At 63.6% G+C, this 16,041-nt stretch carries 12 protein-coding genes; 10 read left to right on the top strand and 2 right to left on the bottom strand.

Going from position 1 to position 16,041, the window contains the following annotated elements; translation table 11 throughout:
* Positions 1-159 precede the first annotated feature (159 nt).
* On the bottom strand, positions 160-1,128 hold the full coding sequence (locus MKK51_RS18260) for an AraC family transcriptional regulator (RefSeq protein WP_243979380.1): 969 nt from the start codon (positions 1,126-1,128) through the stop codon (positions 160-162).
* A gap of 516 nt (positions 1,129-1,644) precedes the next feature.
* Between MKK51_RS18260 and MKK51_RS18255 the strand changes: the two genes are divergently transcribed.
* The 10 genes from MKK51_RS18255 to MKK51_RS18210 all read left to right on the top strand — a co-directional run bounded on the left by MKK51_RS18255 (position 1,645) and on the right by MKK51_RS18210 (position 14,853).
* A complete protein-coding gene (locus MKK51_RS18255; RefSeq protein ID WP_243979378.1) occupies positions 1,645-2,931 on the top strand; it encodes an ABC transporter substrate-binding protein in 1,287 nt (428 codons plus the stop codon).
* 4 nt (positions 2,932-2,935) lie between these two features.
* Positions 2,936-3,697, top strand: a complete 762-nt coding sequence (locus MKK51_RS18250; protein ID WP_243979376.1) for an ABC transporter ATP-binding protein — start codon at positions 2,936-2,938, stop codon at positions 3,695-3,697.
* Positions 3,694-4,431: an ABC transporter ATP-binding protein gene (locus MKK51_RS18245; RefSeq protein WP_243979374.1), complete on the top strand. Its 738-nt coding sequence runs from the start codon at positions 3,694-3,696 to the stop codon at positions 4,429-4,431. The genes MKK51_RS18250 and MKK51_RS18245 overlap by 4 nt, the downstream gene beginning before the upstream one ends.
* Positions 4,428-5,309, top strand: coding sequence for a branched-chain amino acid ABC transporter permease (locus tag MKK51_RS18240; protein ID WP_243979372.1), 882 nt, complete (start codon positions 4,428-4,430; stop codon positions 5,307-5,309). The genes MKK51_RS18245 and MKK51_RS18240 overlap by 4 nt, the downstream gene beginning before the upstream one ends.
* Positions 5,310-5,313: 4 nt before the next feature.
* A complete protein-coding gene (locus tag MKK51_RS18235; RefSeq protein ID WP_243979370.1) occupies positions 5,314-6,951 on the top strand; it encodes a branched-chain amino acid ABC transporter permease in 1,638 nt (545 codons plus the stop codon).
* 80 nt (positions 6,952-7,031) lie between these two features.
* Complete coding sequence (locus MKK51_RS18230) at positions 7,032-9,350, top strand: LamG domain-containing protein (protein ID WP_243979368.1); 2,319 nt, start codon at positions 7,032-7,034, stop codon at positions 9,348-9,350.
* A 90-nt stretch (positions 9,351-9,440) separates the two neighbouring features.
* The gene (locus MKK51_RS18225; protein ID WP_243979366.1) at positions 9,441-9,836 is read left to right on the top strand and encodes a YybH family protein; all 396 of its coding nucleotides are present in this window, start codon (positions 9,441-9,443) and stop codon (positions 9,834-9,836) included.
* A gap of 73 nt (positions 9,837-9,909) precedes the next feature.
* Positions 9,910-11,355 (top strand): carbohydrate porin, encoded by a 1,446-nt coding sequence (locus MKK51_RS18220; RefSeq protein ID WP_243979364.1) that lies wholly within the window; start codon positions 9,910-9,912, stop codon positions 11,353-11,355.
* A gap of 507 nt (positions 11,356-11,862) precedes the next feature.
* A complete protein-coding gene (locus MKK51_RS18215; protein ID WP_279601208.1) occupies positions 11,863-13,566 on the top strand; it encodes a methyl-accepting chemotaxis protein in 1,704 nt (567 codons plus the stop codon).
* A 321-nt stretch (positions 13,567-13,887) separates the two neighbouring features.
* Complete coding sequence (locus tag MKK51_RS18210) at positions 13,888-14,853, top strand: hypothetical protein (RefSeq protein WP_243979360.1); 966 nt, start codon at positions 13,888-13,890, stop codon at positions 14,851-14,853.
* 113 nt (positions 14,854-14,966) lie between these two features.
* Here MKK51_RS18210 and MKK51_RS18205 read toward each other — a convergent pair whose 3' ends face one another.
* Entirely contained in the window at positions 14,967-15,860 is an 894-nt protein-coding gene (locus MKK51_RS18205) for a LysR family transcriptional regulator (RefSeq protein WP_243979358.1), read from the bottom strand.
* Positions 15,861-16,041: the final 181 nt, after the last annotated feature.

Genomic DNA, 16,041 nt, shown 5'->3' with positions numbered 1-16,041 from the left:
GGTGTTCACATCGGCGGTCCAGGGTGCGCGTCGGATAGTCTCCCAATGCCGACGACGCTCGCCGCTCACCCCGAACGGCGATCCGACAACCGGGCATGAAACGGGGCCGAATCCGGACATTCCCGACGGCATAGATCGCCGACGCGTCGCGGGCCGAGGCTAATCGTTCATGTTCACGTCGTTCCTGTCGTCTCTCGGCGAAATCCCGAACTCCTGCTTGTATTTGACGGAGAAATGGGACTGCGTCGAGAATCCGCAGACGAACGCGATCTGACCCATGTTCAATACGGTCGATTTATTCGTCGCCCGAACGAGCGTTCTTGCCTCCTGCAACCTCACATGAGTCAATTCTTCGAGAAACGTCTCGTCATAGCGCTGCATCGTCTTGTAGACGAGACGTTCGGATACGCCGAGAAATCTTGCCGCATCCGCTATGCCGATATTGGGATTTCGAAAATTTCGTATCATGAAAACCTTGATGGCATCATACAGGCTCCGGTTCATAGAGTCGGGTATGAGTTCGCCGCAATAGCTCTTGTTGGCCGTGTCTGCTATCAATGTAAGAAGATCAACGCAGACTTCCTGAATGCGGGCCGTATTATGGATGACGGCAGAGCCGGTCAGATGAAGACAGAGCTGGCTGATGACCGAAACAAGCGCCGGCTCGCCGAAATCATGTCGCGCTGAAAAACGATCGATCCAAGAGATTCTGTTTCTCAACTTGTCGGCCGATATTTTTAAGGTCACGTTCTCGGCGCGGTCGCTGACGGAGACGCTGTACGCTTCCGACGAGTTTAGCAGCACGACACTTCCCGGTTCGACGAGGCCGGAATGGCCTCGCTGCTTGAATGTAAAACGTCCGCGCAGAGGAAGAATAAAAACGTAATCCTCGGAATCGTCGTGTGACGCCGCCGCACTCCGCCGACTGACGGTCTGAGCCGTCGCCCCGAAATGGGAGATGCATAAATTCGGAAGACGCGTCTCGTGCAAGAATCCATCGATCGCCTTGGAACGATCCGAATCGATGTCGAGCCGGTAATAAACCTCGGACATGTAGCGCTGCCACGCCTCCGTCCGGTTTCCGTCAGGCGAGCTGTCAGTTGTGAAGCTGCGGCGTATCTCATCCATCACGCGAACCTTGCGTGCATCGCCGAACGATAAGTCGCCGACCGATCAACCGCCGGAATATTGCAGAATCTATGCCAGGGCAAATCAATGAGAGTGACTTCCCCTAATTTTTAAAGACCGTGCGCGGTCTCCCGGCCAATCGACCATTGTGTGAATGGCCCCCATCCATCGCGCCGGAGTGTTCACCAGCCAGGACACCGGCCGTTGATATCGATCGATTGTCGATCCTGGTTCGCCGGATGCAGGCGACCCGTCATGACTGATGGATCATCTCAGTCCGGAGACCGAATAGTTCAGGACCGACGGCGCCGGATCGACGGCCGAACCCTGCCGTTGCACGGTCCTTCGAGATGTCGGACCGGGCCGACCCGTGGGCGCCGGGCCGCGTCGACGCCGTGCATTGCTGGAAAAAAGGTCGTGCGGCCCTGGAAAAGACGTCGGTGAAACGGCGCCCTAGCGTCAGGTCTGAGCCGGACATCGATTGTCGACCTTCCCTCAATGATCAGGGTCCCAGACATGACGACAGATCTCACGCGTCGAATTCTTCTCCGGACGCTGTCCATCGGGACGGCCACGGTGACGATGCCGTTCATCGGGCAGGCGCGGGCAGCCACCACCGGTCCGATCCTGATCGGCGTGCCGACGGCGCAGACGTCCCAGACCGGCGTTGCCGATCACCAGGACTACCTCAACGGCACCACGCTGGCCCTGGAAGAGATCAACGCGGCGGGCGGCGTGCTGGGGCGGCCCCTCAAGGCGGTCGTGGTGGATATCGACCCGCTTTCGCCCGAGAGCGGCCAGATCGCGATCAACAAGCTCATCGACGCCAAGGTCCACGCCATCTCCTGCGCCTTCTCGCTGACACCCGTGCCCGCGGCCGATGCCTCGGCGAAGTATCGTGCGCCGTTCCTGTGGGGCGCCACTCAGCGCAATCTCACCGAACTCGTCGCCAAAAACCCCAAGAAATATAGCCATCTCTTCCAGACCGACCCGTCCGAAGTGCATTACGGGTTCACATTCCCGATGTTCCTCAAGGCGATGAAGGATCAGGGGACCTGGAAGCCGCTGAATAACGGCGTTCACATCATTCAAGAGCAGATCGCCTATTGTCAGACGATCTCCCGGTCCCTCCAGGAAGTCCTGCCGAAAAGCGAGTTTCAGCTCGCTCACGTCACCGATATCCAATACCCGGTCCAGGATTGGGGGCCGGTGATACAGGAGATCAAGAAAGTCGGCGCCGGGGCCGTCATGGTCGATCACTGGGTCGCGGCGGAATACGCAGCGTTCGTGAAACAGTATCAGTCGGATCCCCTGAAGGGAGCCCTGATCTATCTCCAGTATGGTCCGTCCCAGCCCGAATTCCTCGAACTCGCCGGTCCGGCAGCCAACGGGTTCGTCTGGAGTTCCGTGCTCGGCGTCTACGCCGACAAGAAGGGGCAGGACTTTCGGGCAAAGTATAGGAAGCGTTTCCCCGGCGTCATGGGCATGTGCTATACCGGGAATGGTTACGACGTCGCCTATTACCTGAAGGCCGCCTGGGAAGCGGTCGGCGATCCGAGTCGATTCGATGCGGTGAACGATTGGGTCCGTACCCATGCGTTCCGCGGCGTCAACGGGATGATGGATCTCAACAACCGCTATCAGGAGGCGGCGCACTATCCCGACAACGGTCACGACGTGACGGCGACGGACCTCGAGAAGGGCATGGCCCAGCTCTATTACCAAGTCCAGAACGCCGAGCACAAGATCATCTACCCGGATGCCCTGAGCGAAGGACAGCTCCAGACAGCTCCCTGGTGGTAAGAGCATGTCGGGCTCGAACTCACGTCATGCCCCACTCTTCTCCGCCCGGGACATCACCCTCGATCTCGGGGGACGATCGATCCTCGGAGGGATCTCCCTCGATGTCGCCGAGGGAGAAGTGCTCGGCATCATCGGCCCGAACGGGGCCGGGAAGACCAGCCTGTTCGAAGTGCTCTCGGGGCGGGTGTCGCCGAAATCCGGCGCCATCCGGTTCAAGAACCACGACGTCACGCGCATGGCTCTGCACCAACGGGCGCGCCTGGGAATCGGGCGGACCTTCCAGACCCCCGTGGTCCCGGAAGGCCTGACGGTGGCCGAGATCTTCAAGGCCGCGCGCCAAGCCTACAAGCCCTATCTCACCCCGGACGATTCGGAATGGGGTTCGGAGCTGGTCACGTTCCGGGTGCCCGGCAACGTCCTGGCCGAGCGGCTCGACACCCTGCATCGGCGCAAGCTCCTGCTCGCCTGCCTTCTCATGCGCCGGCCCTCCCTGCTTCTGATGGACGAGCCGGCGGCCGGTCTCATCAACTCCGAGATCGACGAACTCGACGAGATCATGCGGGTTCTCGCCAAGGAGTTGAACATCGCCATCATCCTCATCGAGCACCGGATCGAACTGCTCGAAACGACGGCCGACCGGGTGATGGTGATGGATGCGGGCGACGTCATCGCCACGGGCGATCTCGCTTCCATCCTGCACGATCCCAAGGTCAACGCAGCCTATTTCGATGCGGCGGAAGACGATCCCGAGGAGGCGTCGCGATGACAGCGCAATCCGAGCGGCGAGAAGTCCTGCGCGTCGACGGCCTGTCCGCCGGCTGGGGTCCGATGCGGGTGATCCACGACCTCGACCTCAACGTCTATTCAGGCGAGCGGGTCGGACTCGTCGGCTTGAACGGGCACGGCAAATCGACCCTCTTCCTGGCGATTGCCGGGCTGTCCGGCTGGCAGCGCGGCTCGATTCTCCTGGACGGCCACGAAGTCGGCCGGACGCGAAGCCAGGGACCCGGCCGCTACACCCATCTCGTCGTGCGGCGCGGCCTCGCCCTGATGCCCCAGGGCGACGAGATCTTCCATGGCCTGACCGTCGAGGAGCACCTCGACAGCGGGGCCTTCACGCCGCGGGCCTGGAAGGAACGCGGCGAGCGCAAGAAGCGCATCCTCAAGATCTTTCCGCCGCTGGCAGCGCTGATGAAGACCCCCGTCGGGCGGCTTTCGGGCGGCGAGCGGCGCATGGTGTCCCTCGGCCGTGGCCTCATGGCCGATGCCAGCCTCTTTCTCGTGGACGAACCCTCCCTCGGGCTTGCCCCGAAGATCGGCAAGTCGGTCATCGCCGCACTCATGGCCGTCGAGCTCGGCGGATCGGCGATGGTGATCGCGGAGCAGAACGTCGGTCTGCTCCAGGGCCGGGTCGATCGCATCATCGGCATGCATGCCGGCAAACTCAAGGGCGAGGCCTCCGTCGCATCGCCGCTTTCCTCGAAAGGGCTCGCCGCATGAACTGGAGTTTTGTGATCGCCAACGCGATCACGCTCGCCTGCATCTACGGGACGCTCGCGATCGGCATCTCGCTGACATGGTCGAGCCTCGGCCTCATCAATATGGCCTACGGCTTCATTTTCGCCCTGTCCGGCTACGGCGCCTGGCTCGCGAGCCAGCATATCGGCCCCTACACCCCCGTCGTCATGACGGCGGGCATCCTGACCGGGGCCGTCGGGGGCGTCTTCGTCAACGCACTGGCGTTCATCCCCATCCACGACAAGCCGAACTATCAATTGCGCGGCCTCATCGCCACGCTGGCGATCAGCCTCGTGGGCAATCAGGTGCTGCTGTGGAATTTCGGGCCGCGCGCCAAGTCCCTGCCGCAGCTCTTCGGGGCGGGAAGCGTCAGCATCTTCGGCGTCGTCATGACGGCCGACAAGATCGGTGCCTCGCTCTCGGCCGTGGTGCTTCTGACGCTCGTTCTGATGTGGATGCGGTCGAGCCGGCGTGGGCTTGAGATCCGCGCGATGATGATGAACCCGCACGCCGCCTCCCTCGTCGGCATCGGCGTGCGGCAGACGAGCTTCTCCGTGATGGCTCTCACCGGCGGCCTTGCCGGCTTGGCCTCCGTCCTCCTCGCGCAGACCTATTACGTCTCTCCCTTCAGCGGCATCACGCCGATGGTGAAAGGGCTCAGCATCGCTCTGATGGGCGGGCTCGGCAGCGTCCCGGGCGCGGTCATCGGCGCGGTCATCCTGGGCATCAACGAGGCCTTCACCTCGACGCTGCTGGGCGGTCAATACGTCCTGATCACCCAGTTCCTGCTCATCATCCTGATCCTGCTGATCCGCCCCCGTGGCATCGCCGGCATCCTGGACAAGGCACGGGAGGCCTGACCCCATGAGCCGGACCTGGATCGATCCGCTCTCGGGCTTCGAGCCCGAGAAAGCGCCCCGCGAGGTCGCGACGAACGATTACCTCTCGCCGCAGACGACCTGGAACGAGACCACCCGTTTCAATCCGACGATGTACAAGGTCGGGCGGTTGAACTTCTTCTACAAATGGCCCGGTCACGGCGGCCGTCTGTGGTCGCGCACCCGCTACTGGCCGACCCGGCGTCGGGTCCTCAACATCGCCGGCGGGTACAACCGGAAGACCATGCGGCGCGAGAAGACCATTCTCGACAAGCGGCCGATCTGGTGGACGATGGCGTTCGCGGCCTTCCTCCTGATGCCCTTCGCGGTCCCGGTCGATCTTCGGAACACCATCATGACGGCCGCGGCCGTGTTCGGCATCTACGCCGCGGTCAACCTGTGCTGGATGCTCATCATCGGCACGGCGGGCATCTACTCGCTGGCGAGCTACGCGGTGGTCGGGGCTGCGGCCTACGGGGCGACGTACATCGCGATCCTGACCGGCATCCCCTGGTGGATGCTCCCCGTCGCGGGAGCGGCCATCGGCCTGGCCTTCGGCGTCGTCATCGCGCTGCCGGCCATGCGCCTCGATGGCTTCTACTACGCCCTGCTCACCCTCGGCGTCGTCGAACTCTGTCGGGTCTACGTGATCCAGTCCCGCGTCTTCGGCTCCGCGACGGGCGGTCTCTACGGAGCGCCGAGCTACCTTCCCGACGACCTGTCCCAGCAGGATCAGCTTCTCTACGGCTACTACGCCTCGCTCGTCGTGATGGTTCTGGCGCTGTTCCTCTACCGCTTCGTCAACGGCAAGCGCCTCGGCCGGGTTCTGCGCATGGCGCCGGAGAAGAAGGAGGCCTTCGCCGAGGCCTGCGGCGTCGACTTCCGCCGCGCCCGCGTCTCGGTGTTCCTGCTCTCCTCCACGGCGATCGGGGCCATCGGCGGGTTCTACGCCAGCCATTTCGGGGGAGCCTCCCCCAACCTCTTTTCCTTCGACACCCTCCTGCTGGCCCTGGCGATGCTGGTCATCGGCGGGATCGGACGCTCCGAGGGCGCCGTCGCCGGAACGGCGATCGTGGTCTTCATCGACCGCGTGCTCATCGACTGGGGGCCGCTCCGGTTCGTCCTCATCGGACTGATCATGCTCTTCGTCGTCCTGTTCCTGCGCGACGGACTGTTCGGGATCAAACCGCAGTTTCGCGCCTGGCGGGACAAGAAGAAGAGCGAACGTCGCGCAACACGAGCCGAAAAGGGTGGTGAAATGCTCCCCGAGGAAGCAACGGAAACCGAAAACAAGGATGAGATCTACTATCGCCGCTTCGACAAGATGCAGCGTGACTTCATCAAGCGCCTCGTCACCAGCGAGATCATCGAAGAGCACAGGTCGCGCCCCCTCGGGCAGCACAGCGAGGCGCTCGACCGGCTGCTGATCTACTTTCGTCGTCAGGGACAGGTCGACAAATACGCGATCCTCGTGACGGAGGAATTCAAGGCCTATCGGATCGTCGCCCTCTCCGGTCACCGCGGCACCGCCCCCCGCGTCGTCGAGGACAAGGTCTACCCGACCCCTAACGAGGCCTATCACGCGCTGTTCCTGCGCCGCGTCCAGGACCTGCTCGAAACCTGATCGACGACGCCACGCTGTGCGGATCCCGAAGCTTCGGAATCCTGCCTCTCAGCCCTTTCATCGACACTCGGAAGCGGACGATGGCCGAACTCAAAATCTTCGGATACGCCAATAAGATATCCGTCAAGCCCGGCGACGAGATCACCTTTCACGTCAACGCCGACGGGACATCGACGGCACAGGCGCAACTGGTCCGCCTGATCCACGGCGATGCTCATCCCGCCGGCCCCGGTTACAAGGAGGAGGACATCCCCTCTCCGTTGAATGGTGCCTGGGATGTCAAGAAGCAGTTCACGCAGGTCGGATCCTACTGCACTGTCGAGGATCCGCTCGCACGACTTGCGGTCGACGGCAGCTTCAGTCTCTGTACCTTCGTCTACGCCAACCATCCTGGTGACGGCCTGCGCCAATGCCTGCTCGGGCGCTGGGACGCCTTCGGCAACCGCGGTTACGGCCTCTGGCTCAATCCGGCCGGCCTGCTCGAATTCGGGTACGGCACTGGGAAGGAGGTCGACTATATCGACGGCGAAGTGTCGTTGCTCAAGCAGCACTGGTACTTCGTCGCCGCGACATACGACGCGAGGACCGGCGTCGCCACACTCTACCAGGAGAGCGCAGCCAACCGGTACAACAGCCTGCTCGGCAAGGTCGCCGGGATCGACTACAGGTCCCATGTCCGCGAGACCCTGCGCTTCAGGCCGTTGAACCCGCCGGAGGTCCCCTTCCTCCTCGCCGGCGCACAAGACTTCCACACCCTGCGCGGCACCTTCGTCACCCAATGCCTGAACGGCAAGCTCGACCGGCCGAGCGTGTACGACCGGGTTCTGGCCCGCGAGGAACTCGACGCCTACCGCAAGACCGGCAAGGGCCCGGCCGACGGGATCGTCGCGTTTTGGGATACCAGCAGCGGCTACACGGCTGAAGGGATCGGCGACACGGTCGTCGATATCGGGCCGCATGGCTTGCACGCGGTCGGCTACAATCGCCCGGTGCGGGCCCAGACCGGATTCAACTGGAACGGCAAGAGCCATAGTTTCCAGGTCGCTCCGCATGAATTCGGAGGCATCGAGTTCCACGACGATGCGATCATCGACTGCAACTGGGCGGTGACGCGGAGGTGGACCGTCCCTGAGCTGCGCAGCGGCGCCTACGGGATCCGCCTGCGGATCGGCGACGGCACGGGGATCCGCGAGGAATACATCGTCTTCTTCGTTCGCGCCCGCCAACCGAAGGCGCCCATCGTCTTCCTCATTCCGACGGCGAGCTATCTGGCCTACGCCAACGAACATCTCAGCTTCGATGCGGAGATCATGCAGCCCCTGGCCGGCCAGTCGCCGATCCTCTCCGAGGTCGACATCGAGCTGTATCAGACCGAGAGCTTCGGTCTGTCCCTCTACGACACCCATTCCGATGGCGCCGGCTGCTGCTACAGTTCCTATCGTCGACCGATCCTGAACATGCGCCCGAAGGCCCGCATGTCGTCGATGGGGGTTACCTGGCAGCTTCCGGCCGATCTCTCGGTGATCGCATGGCTGGAACATGCAGGCTACGACTACGAGGTCCTCACCGACGAGGACCTGCACCTCGAAGGTGTCGACGCCCTCACACCGTACCGCCTGGTTCTCACCGGCACGCACCCGGAATACGTCTCCGAGGCGATGCTGGACGCCACCGAGGATTATGTCGAGCAAGGCGGTCGGCTGATCTACATGGGTGGCAACGGCTACTACTGGAATATCGGCATGCGCACCGACGAACCGTGGTGCGTCGAGGTCCGCAAACTGAATTCCGGCATGCGGGCGTGGCAGGCGCGGCCGGGCGAGTACCACATGGCCAGCAACGGCCAGAAGAGCGGCATCTGGAAGGATCTCGGCCGGCCGCCGCAGAAGCTCACCGGCGTCGGCTTCATCTCCGAAGGCTTCGATTCCGCCCGCCCGTTCCGGCGCATGCCCGACAGCTGGCACCGGCGGGCGGACTGGATGTTCGAGGGCATCGAGGGCGAGATCCTGGGCGATTTCGGCCTCGCCCACGAGGCGGCCGGCGGCCTGGAGATCGACCGCTACGACCTCGCCCTCGGCACGCCTCCGCATTCGCTCATCGTCGCCTCATCGGGCGGCCACAGCGACAACTACGTCACCGTGACGGAGGAGATCCTCTACCCGTATCCGGGCCTGTCCGGATCGCACGATTACCGCATCCGGGCCGACATGGTCTTCTTCACCGCTCCCAATGACGGTGCCGTCTTCTCGACGGGCTCGATCGGGTTCGGGCAATCGCTGCCGTTCAACAACTTCGACAACAACATCGCCAAGCTGTTGTCGAACATCGTCAATGCCTTCCAGAGCCCGAACAAGGTTCCGGGCTGGGCATGGACGCTCGAAGAAAAACAGATCCGATAATCGCGCAGCACACCGTCGCATGATTCCATCGATCGATGACGCCGGCGAAGCTTTGCCCACCTGAAAACCTTAGATCAGAGGAACGCGAACATGTCGATCATATCCGAATCGGAAAACGAGATCCGCGCCGTCATCTCCGGCTGGTTGGGCAGCGTCGCTTCGGGCGATGCCGGGTCCATCGCCGGCATCTACGCCGAGGATGGGCGCATCCTCGTGGCGGGTTCGCCGGTCATCGGCGGCCGACCCGCCATCGAAGCTTTCTGGCAGGGCCTGCTTGCGGCCAGTGCCGGCACGCTGGTCTTCGGCCCGACGACGATCGAGGTCGATGCCGCCGGAACGATGGCGTTCGAGGTCGGCACCTACCGCTTCGAGACCCGGTCGGACGGGGTCACGACCCGCAATGCCGGCGGCTACGTCGTAGTCTGGAAGAAGACCAGCGGTTCTTGGCAAGTTTCCGTCGATGCTCTTGTTGCGAATTTGGAATGATCGCACCGAGTTCTGCGGAAACAATTCTTATTAAATAGTTGAGGGCATCTTTGATCGCACAAGGAGAAACACGATGTCAGGCCTTCAAACCATTCCGCGGCAGCACACCTGGACGCCGGTGATCACCGGCCTGGCACTCTCCCTCGCCGTGTCCGGCGCCTTCGCGCAGACATCGAGCCCGATCGGGGCCTTGATCGACCAGACACAGCCCCGCACCGACCCGGAGGTTGTCGTCAAGCCGGCGGCGCCCGGCATCCGATCCGGCCCCCTCGCGCCCTGGGCCTCCGCGATGGCCGATCGCGGCCTCACCTTCGGCGTCAACGTCTATAATTTCTACCAGGCCAATCCCAGCGCCGGTCTGCGGACCGGCGAACAATCCAACAGCACCTATTTCGTGCTCAGCATGAGCGCCGACATGCAAAAACTCGCCGGCATCAGCGGGGGATCGATCAACTTCACGCAATCCTTCTTCGGCTTCGTCCGCAACACCAATCACGCCAGCGACATCGGCGACAGCACGATCGGCTATCAGCCGCCGTTCAATATCAACAACAATCGCCTGTCCCTGTTGACGTATCAGCAGAAGCTTCTCGACGAACGACTCGTCGTCGAGGTCGGGCGAACCCATCCCGACCGCTATTACGGCTTACCCCCCTGCGGATCGATCAATTCCTGCTTTCAGGACCTGTTCTATCTCAACGCCGGCTTCACATCGCCGCTCTACGGCGTCTGGGGCGCGAACCTTGCCTACAAGCTGTCGCCCACGACCTACATCCAGGCCGGTGCATTCAGCGTCAATCCGAGCACCAACGCCCTCTCGGGCTATGATTTCGGATACGAGACGCTGTCCGGCGCCCTGGTCATGACGGAGATCGGACGCAAGACCGATTTTACCCAGGAAGCCTATCCGGGCCGGGTCTCGCTCACGGGCTTCTACAACACGTCGGACCACGCGGACAATCTGCGGACGATCACCGGCACCTCCCGTGGTTTGAACCCGGGAACACCGTCCATCCGGCGCGAGGGGACCTCCGGCGTTGTCCTGACCGGCAGCCAGACGGTGTGGCGTGCCGATCATGGGCGTGTCGTCAATCCCAGCCCGACGGCGATCTCGCTCTATACGGGAACCGGCTACGCCTTCGACAGCACGATCCCGATCCGCTTCAACAGCTTCATCGGCGCGACGCTCTCGGCGCCGGACCAGAGCCGGCCCGGCGACAGCTACGGCATCAAGATGAACTGGCAGCGCATCAACGACACCTACGCCACGTTCCTTGCCGACGCGAACCGCTTCTCGGGTGGGTCGGGCGCCTCGTTCTCACGTGACAAACTGATCTTCGAGGCCAACGCGAATTTCGCGCTCGGACAGGGAATCGCGTTTCAGCCGGTGGTTCAGTACCTCGTCAACGGAACGTCGTTCTTCAATCCGTACACGGCGCGCCGGCCCAAGGACGGGTTCTACGTCGGTACCGTCCTGGTCGTTCCCCTCGGAGCCCTATTCGGCCTGTCGGCGATCTGAGCCCTCATCCATCGGTGTGATGGGTATTTACGCTACTTGGTGTTCTGGCCTTCTATGAGGGGGGCTTGCTCAGGATGTCGCGTCGCGGACGCAATGCGACCGCCTCGCGGCACAGCCGCAGGCTCTACGGCGTCAGGATGGTGACGGGCGTGGTCGGCTCGCGCTGCCGGGCGAAGATACTGTGGACGTCATCAGCCGATGTGGACGCCCTGCGTAGCATTCAGGCGCAAGCCACTTCGAGAGATGCGGCGATCGACAATCTGAATGTCGAGACAGCACGGCAGCATGCCGTCTTCCTGTCGATAGGTTCAATTGGTGCACTACTTGATCTCGTCTGCCTCGTGCTAAAACAGGTCACGCGACATCTTGGCAACTCATGGCAGCCTATAGGGGCGTGCACAACAAATACATCGACAGCACATTGATCCAGGAACGCAATAGTTATTTAATTTTTTGGCGTTTAAGTCACATCGAAACTCCATAGACAGACAAATCAAATAATTGACCATGCGCTTGATTAGACGTCTAAGCATCTCCCTGCGTTTTCTTCTGGTTATTGCAATCGGTATTGCGACGCCGGTCGTTGCGTCGATCCAGTCGCTGGTCAATCTCAGGCATTCTTTGTTGGAGTCGCGGGCCTCTGAGGTCAAGCATCTCGACGAGGCCGCCTGGACCCTCGTGGCGAGCTACCACGACAGTGCGGCCAAGGGTCTGATGACCGAAGAGGCGGCCAAGGAAGCGGCCAAAAGCGCCCTTCGCGGCATGCGCTACGACAAGACGAACTACTTCTTCGTCTGGGACATGACCGGCGCCAGCGTCGCCCATGGCGGCAACCGCGCCCTGGAAGGCCGGAACTTCATCGCCGGACCGGATGCCCAGAAGAGCCCGGGCGTCGCCGACATGGTCAGCAAGCTCGTCGGCATCGCCCGCGATCAGAAGGAGGGGCTGGTTCGCTACCAGATCCCGCGGGCCGGCCAGAGCCTGTCGGAGGACAAGATCGGCTACTCGAAACTCTTCGAGCCCTGGGGCTGGGCGGTGGGTACCGGGGCCTACGTGTCCGATATCGATGCCCTGTTCTGGTCCGAAGCGAAGTGGGCGCTGAGCCTCACCGCGTGCCTGACGGTCATCGCGGCGCTTCTCTCCTTCATCCTGGCCCGCGATCTGGCACGCGCGCTGCGGGGCCTGACCCGATCCGTGAACAGTCTGGCCAGCGGCGATCTCGCCGTGGCCATCCCGTCCACCGAGCGCGGCGACGAGGTCGGCGTCATGGCCCGCGCCATGCAGATGTTCCGATCTGCCCTCCTGCGGACCCGCGACCTGGAGAACGACACCGTCCTGGCCCGCAACGGCGCCGAGCGGGAGCGCCGCGCTGCGACGCTGGCGATGGCCGACGGTTTCCATGCGGCGGTGAGCGGCATCGTCGGGGCCGTGCAGTCGGCGGCCGCCGGCATGCAGGAGACCGCGCAGGGCATGACGCTGACGGCCACGGCGACGGCGCGCCAATCCTCGGCCGTGGCCGACGCCGCGAACGAGACCGCCACGAACGTCAACACGGTGGCCGCCGCCGCCGAGGAGCTGGGCGCCAGCGTCGAGGAGATCGGTCGCCAGGTGAACGGCTCGGCGGATCTGGCGAAGGCGGCCGTGGGGGATGCCGAGCAGACATCCGCCCTGGTGCACGAGCTGGACGCGGCCGCCGAACGCATCGGGGAGGCCGTGGCGATGATCTCGCAGATCGCGGGGCAGACCAACCTGCTGGCGCTCAACGCCACCATCGAGGCGGCGCGGGCCGGGGAGGCCGGTCGCGGTTTCGCCGTGGTGGCCACCGAGGTGAAGGAGCTGGCCGGCCAGACCGCGCGGGCCACCGACGAGATCTCGGGTCATGTCGCCCGCATCCAGGGCTCCACGGTCGGCGTGGTCTCGGCCATCGCCGGCATCCGCACCCGGGTCCAGGAGATCAGCGCCGTCGCGGCCTCCATCGCCACGGCGGTGGCGCAGCAGGGGGCGGCCACGCAGGAGATCGTGCGCAACATCGGGCGGGCCGCCAAGGGCACCGGGGCCGTGACCCTGACGGTCGTCGACGTGTCCCAGGCGGCGGAGGTCACCGGCACGGCGGCGACCCAGGTCCTGGCGTCGGCCGTCGAGGTCACGCGGCAATCGCAGCAGCTCAGCGCCGAGATCGCGCGCTTTCTCGACACGGTGCGCGCGGCCTGACCTGGCCCCGGCCTCGTCGCATCAACCGGGATCGTCGCGGCAGGCCCCCTCTCCGTCCAGGGAGAGGGGGCCTGTGCTTGCCGTTGCGGCGGGGCGGCGCTCGACCGCACCGCACCGCACCGCACGCGCCGTCTCGATTAAAAGCTATTAAATCGATAAAATTGCCAATTTTGTCTTCGTTAAGACAGTTTAGAGTTTCCATTATTCGGTGAATGTCCATCGCTATGCACTTGTTGCGATGCGATATAAAAGCAATCGCACAGATCGTTCGACGCCTGTGACGATCCGGCGACGCGCTGCCGATAAAGCGGAGACTGCGACATGAAAATATTGCTCAATTGGACCGGCAGGAATGGTGCGCTCGTGGTCATCGCGGGCGTCCTGATCGGATTGTTCATCCCCCATCTGGCCGATACGGCGCGCCCCTACCTGGCGGTGGCCATGTTCGCGTTCACGTTCGGATCGTTCCTGAAGTTCGATCCGTCGGCACTCCGGAAGGACATCGAGAATCCGCGCGCCGTCGCCCTGATCGTCCTGTGGGCGACCCTCGGCGTGCCCCTGGTGGTGATCGCCGCGCTGAGCGTGCTGCGTCCCGGGCCGGACCTGTCCCAGGGCCTGCTGTTCTGGGCTCTGGTGCCGGTCAGTCCGGCCTGCGTCGCCTTCGCGGCGATCCTGCGGCTCAACATCACCGTGGCCCTGCTGGCGACGGTGGCCAGCACGGTGCTGTCCCCCCTCAGCATCCCGTACCTCGCGGCGCTCGCCGGCGGCTACACGCTGATGGTCGATCCGCTCGCCTCCTGCCTGCATCTCGGCCTGCTGATCGGCGGGGCGATCCTGACGGCGGTGGCCGCCAAACGCTTCGCGGGCGGTTTCATCCGGGCCAACCCCGAGGCCACCACCGGCATCGCCGTGTCGGCGATGTTCCTCGCCGGCATGGGCTCGATGCACGGCATGCAGGCGCACCTGATCGCCCAGCCCCGCACCGCGCTCACCTTCATCGCCCTGTCCTACGGCGTCCTCTTCCTCGCGGAGATCGTGGGGAGCTGCCTGTTCTGGCGGTTCGGCCGCACGGCGGCGCTCACCGCCGGCCTCCTGAGCGGGACGCGGACGATCACCCTCGCCTGGGTGGTTCTCGGCGATACCATCCTGCCCCTGGCCGATCTCTTCCTCGCCTCGAGCATGATCGCCAAGTACACCGCGCCGGGCCTGACGAAGTGGCTGCTGACGCGGTTCCTCGACACCGAGCGGCCCGTCATGCCGGTCGCGCCGGCGATGAAGCACACCTGATCGGCGGCCCGACGAGGCTGTACCGACATCCGACCCGGAGGGTCACCGTCGTCGCGGTTCCGGCCGCGGCGGCCATGCAGTGGCCTCTCACCCGGCTCGGTCCAGAACACCGGTCAAGTCGACATGAACAAGGACTTGTTGGCTTCTACGTTGCGAACGATGAACGATGCGACTTCCCGGATATGGGGCGCCTTGCGGTTGTCTTCGTGGATCAGCATGTAAAACGACCGCCTCAAATGCACCTTGTCCGGCAGGATCGGAACCAGGTTCGGGTGCAGGGATGCGATGAAGTTCGGCAGCACGCAGAGCCCGGCCCCGGACAGGGTCGCGTAGAGCTGGGCGAGCAGATTGGTGCTCCTGAACCGGCAGGTCAGGTCTGCCCCGACTTCCTGCAGATAATTCAGCTCCTTCGCGAACAGCATATCCTCAATGTAGCCTACGAAGGGATGGGATCGCATCACGTCTTCGCTCGATATGCCCCCAGTTTTTGCCAGATAGTCTTTCGATGCGTAGACGAACAGCTTGTAGTCGGTCAGCCTGCGCGAGACCAGCCGCGGCTGCTCCGGACTCGAGACGCTGATGGCAATATCGGCCTCGCGGCGCGAGAGACTGAAAAGGCGCGACGTTGCGAGGATCTCGACTTCGATGTCGGGGTGGTGATGGGCGAGCAGATGCAGGCGGGGCGCCAGGAACACGCTGCCGAGACCGTCCGGTGCACCGATGCGGACCGTACCCGCGATCGGGGTCGCCCCGTCCTCCGCCACGCGTGTTCCGAGGTAAGCCCCCTCCATCGCTTCGGCCGTGGCGAGCAGCTTCTCTCCCGCTTCGGTGAGCGCGTAGCCGAGATGGCTTCGGTGGAACAGTGTCCGCTTGAGAGTCCGCTCCAGGGCATGGATCCGTCGGGACACCGTCGTGTGCTCGGTACGGGTTTGCTGGGCCGCCGCCGTCAGGGTGCCCGCGCGTGCGACGGCCAGGAAGAACCGAAAATCGTCCCAGTTTCCACTCATCCACTCACTCCCCACGATGGTCCCGAACGCACGGGGGTGTGCATTATTGCACAGATGATGTGAATGGATGTGCCTTTTCTCGATCAGGTTCGAGGGTACGATCAGATCCAACTCGCGGTGCCAACGTGCGCTTCGGGACGGGAGGATTCTGCTGGAGGCGGGCGCGAATGCGCAGCACTGG

Origin of the sequence: Methylobacterium sp. E-045 (assembly GCF_022829685.1) — a bacterium.
Classification (GTDB): Bacteria; Pseudomonadota; Alphaproteobacteria; order Rhizobiales; family Beijerinckiaceae; genus Methylobacterium.
This window is presented reverse-complemented; position numbering and strand designations above follow the sequence as displayed.

Coding starts and splice junctions, on each gene's coding strand:
- MKK51_RS18230 (WP_243979368.1), top strand. CDS start 7,032: ATGGCCGAACTCAAAATCTTCGGATACGCCAATAAGATATCCGTCAAG.
- MKK51_RS18250 (WP_243979376.1), top strand. CDS start 2,936: ATGTCGGGCTCGAACTCACGTCATGCCCCACTCTTCTCCGCCCGGGAC.
- MKK51_RS18255 (WP_243979378.1), top strand. CDS start 1,645: ATGACGACAGATCTCACGCGTCGAATTCTTCTCCGGACGCTGTCCATC.
- MKK51_RS18220 (WP_243979364.1), top strand. CDS start 9,910: ATGTCAGGCCTTCAAACCATTCCGCGGCAGCACACCTGGACGCCGGTG.
- MKK51_RS18225 (WP_243979366.1), top strand. CDS start 9,441: ATGTCGATCATATCCGAATCGGAAAACGAGATCCGCGCCGTCATCTCC.
- MKK51_RS18235 (WP_243979370.1), top strand. CDS start 5,314: ATGAGCCGGACCTGGATCGATCCGCTCTCGGGCTTCGAGCCCGAGAAA.
- MKK51_RS18245 (WP_243979374.1), top strand. CDS start 3,694: ATGACAGCGCAATCCGAGCGGCGAGAAGTCCTGCGCGTCGACGGCCTG.
- MKK51_RS18240 (WP_243979372.1), top strand. CDS start 4,428: ATGAACTGGAGTTTTGTGATCGCCAACGCGATCACGCTCGCCTGCATC.
- MKK51_RS18210 (WP_243979360.1), top strand. CDS start 13,888: ATGAAAATATTGCTCAATTGGACCGGCAGGAATGGTGCGCTCGTGGTC.
- MKK51_RS18205 (WP_243979358.1), bottom strand. CDS start 15,860: ATGAGTGGAAACTGGGACGATTTTCGGTTCTTCCTGGCCGTCGCACGC.
- MKK51_RS18260 (WP_243979380.1), bottom strand. CDS start 1,128: ATGGATGAGATACGCCGCAGCTTCACAACTGACAGCTCGCCTGACGGA.
- MKK51_RS18215 (WP_279601208.1), top strand. CDS start 11,863: ATGCGCTTGATTAGACGTCTAAGCATCTCCCTGCGTTTTCTTCTGGTT.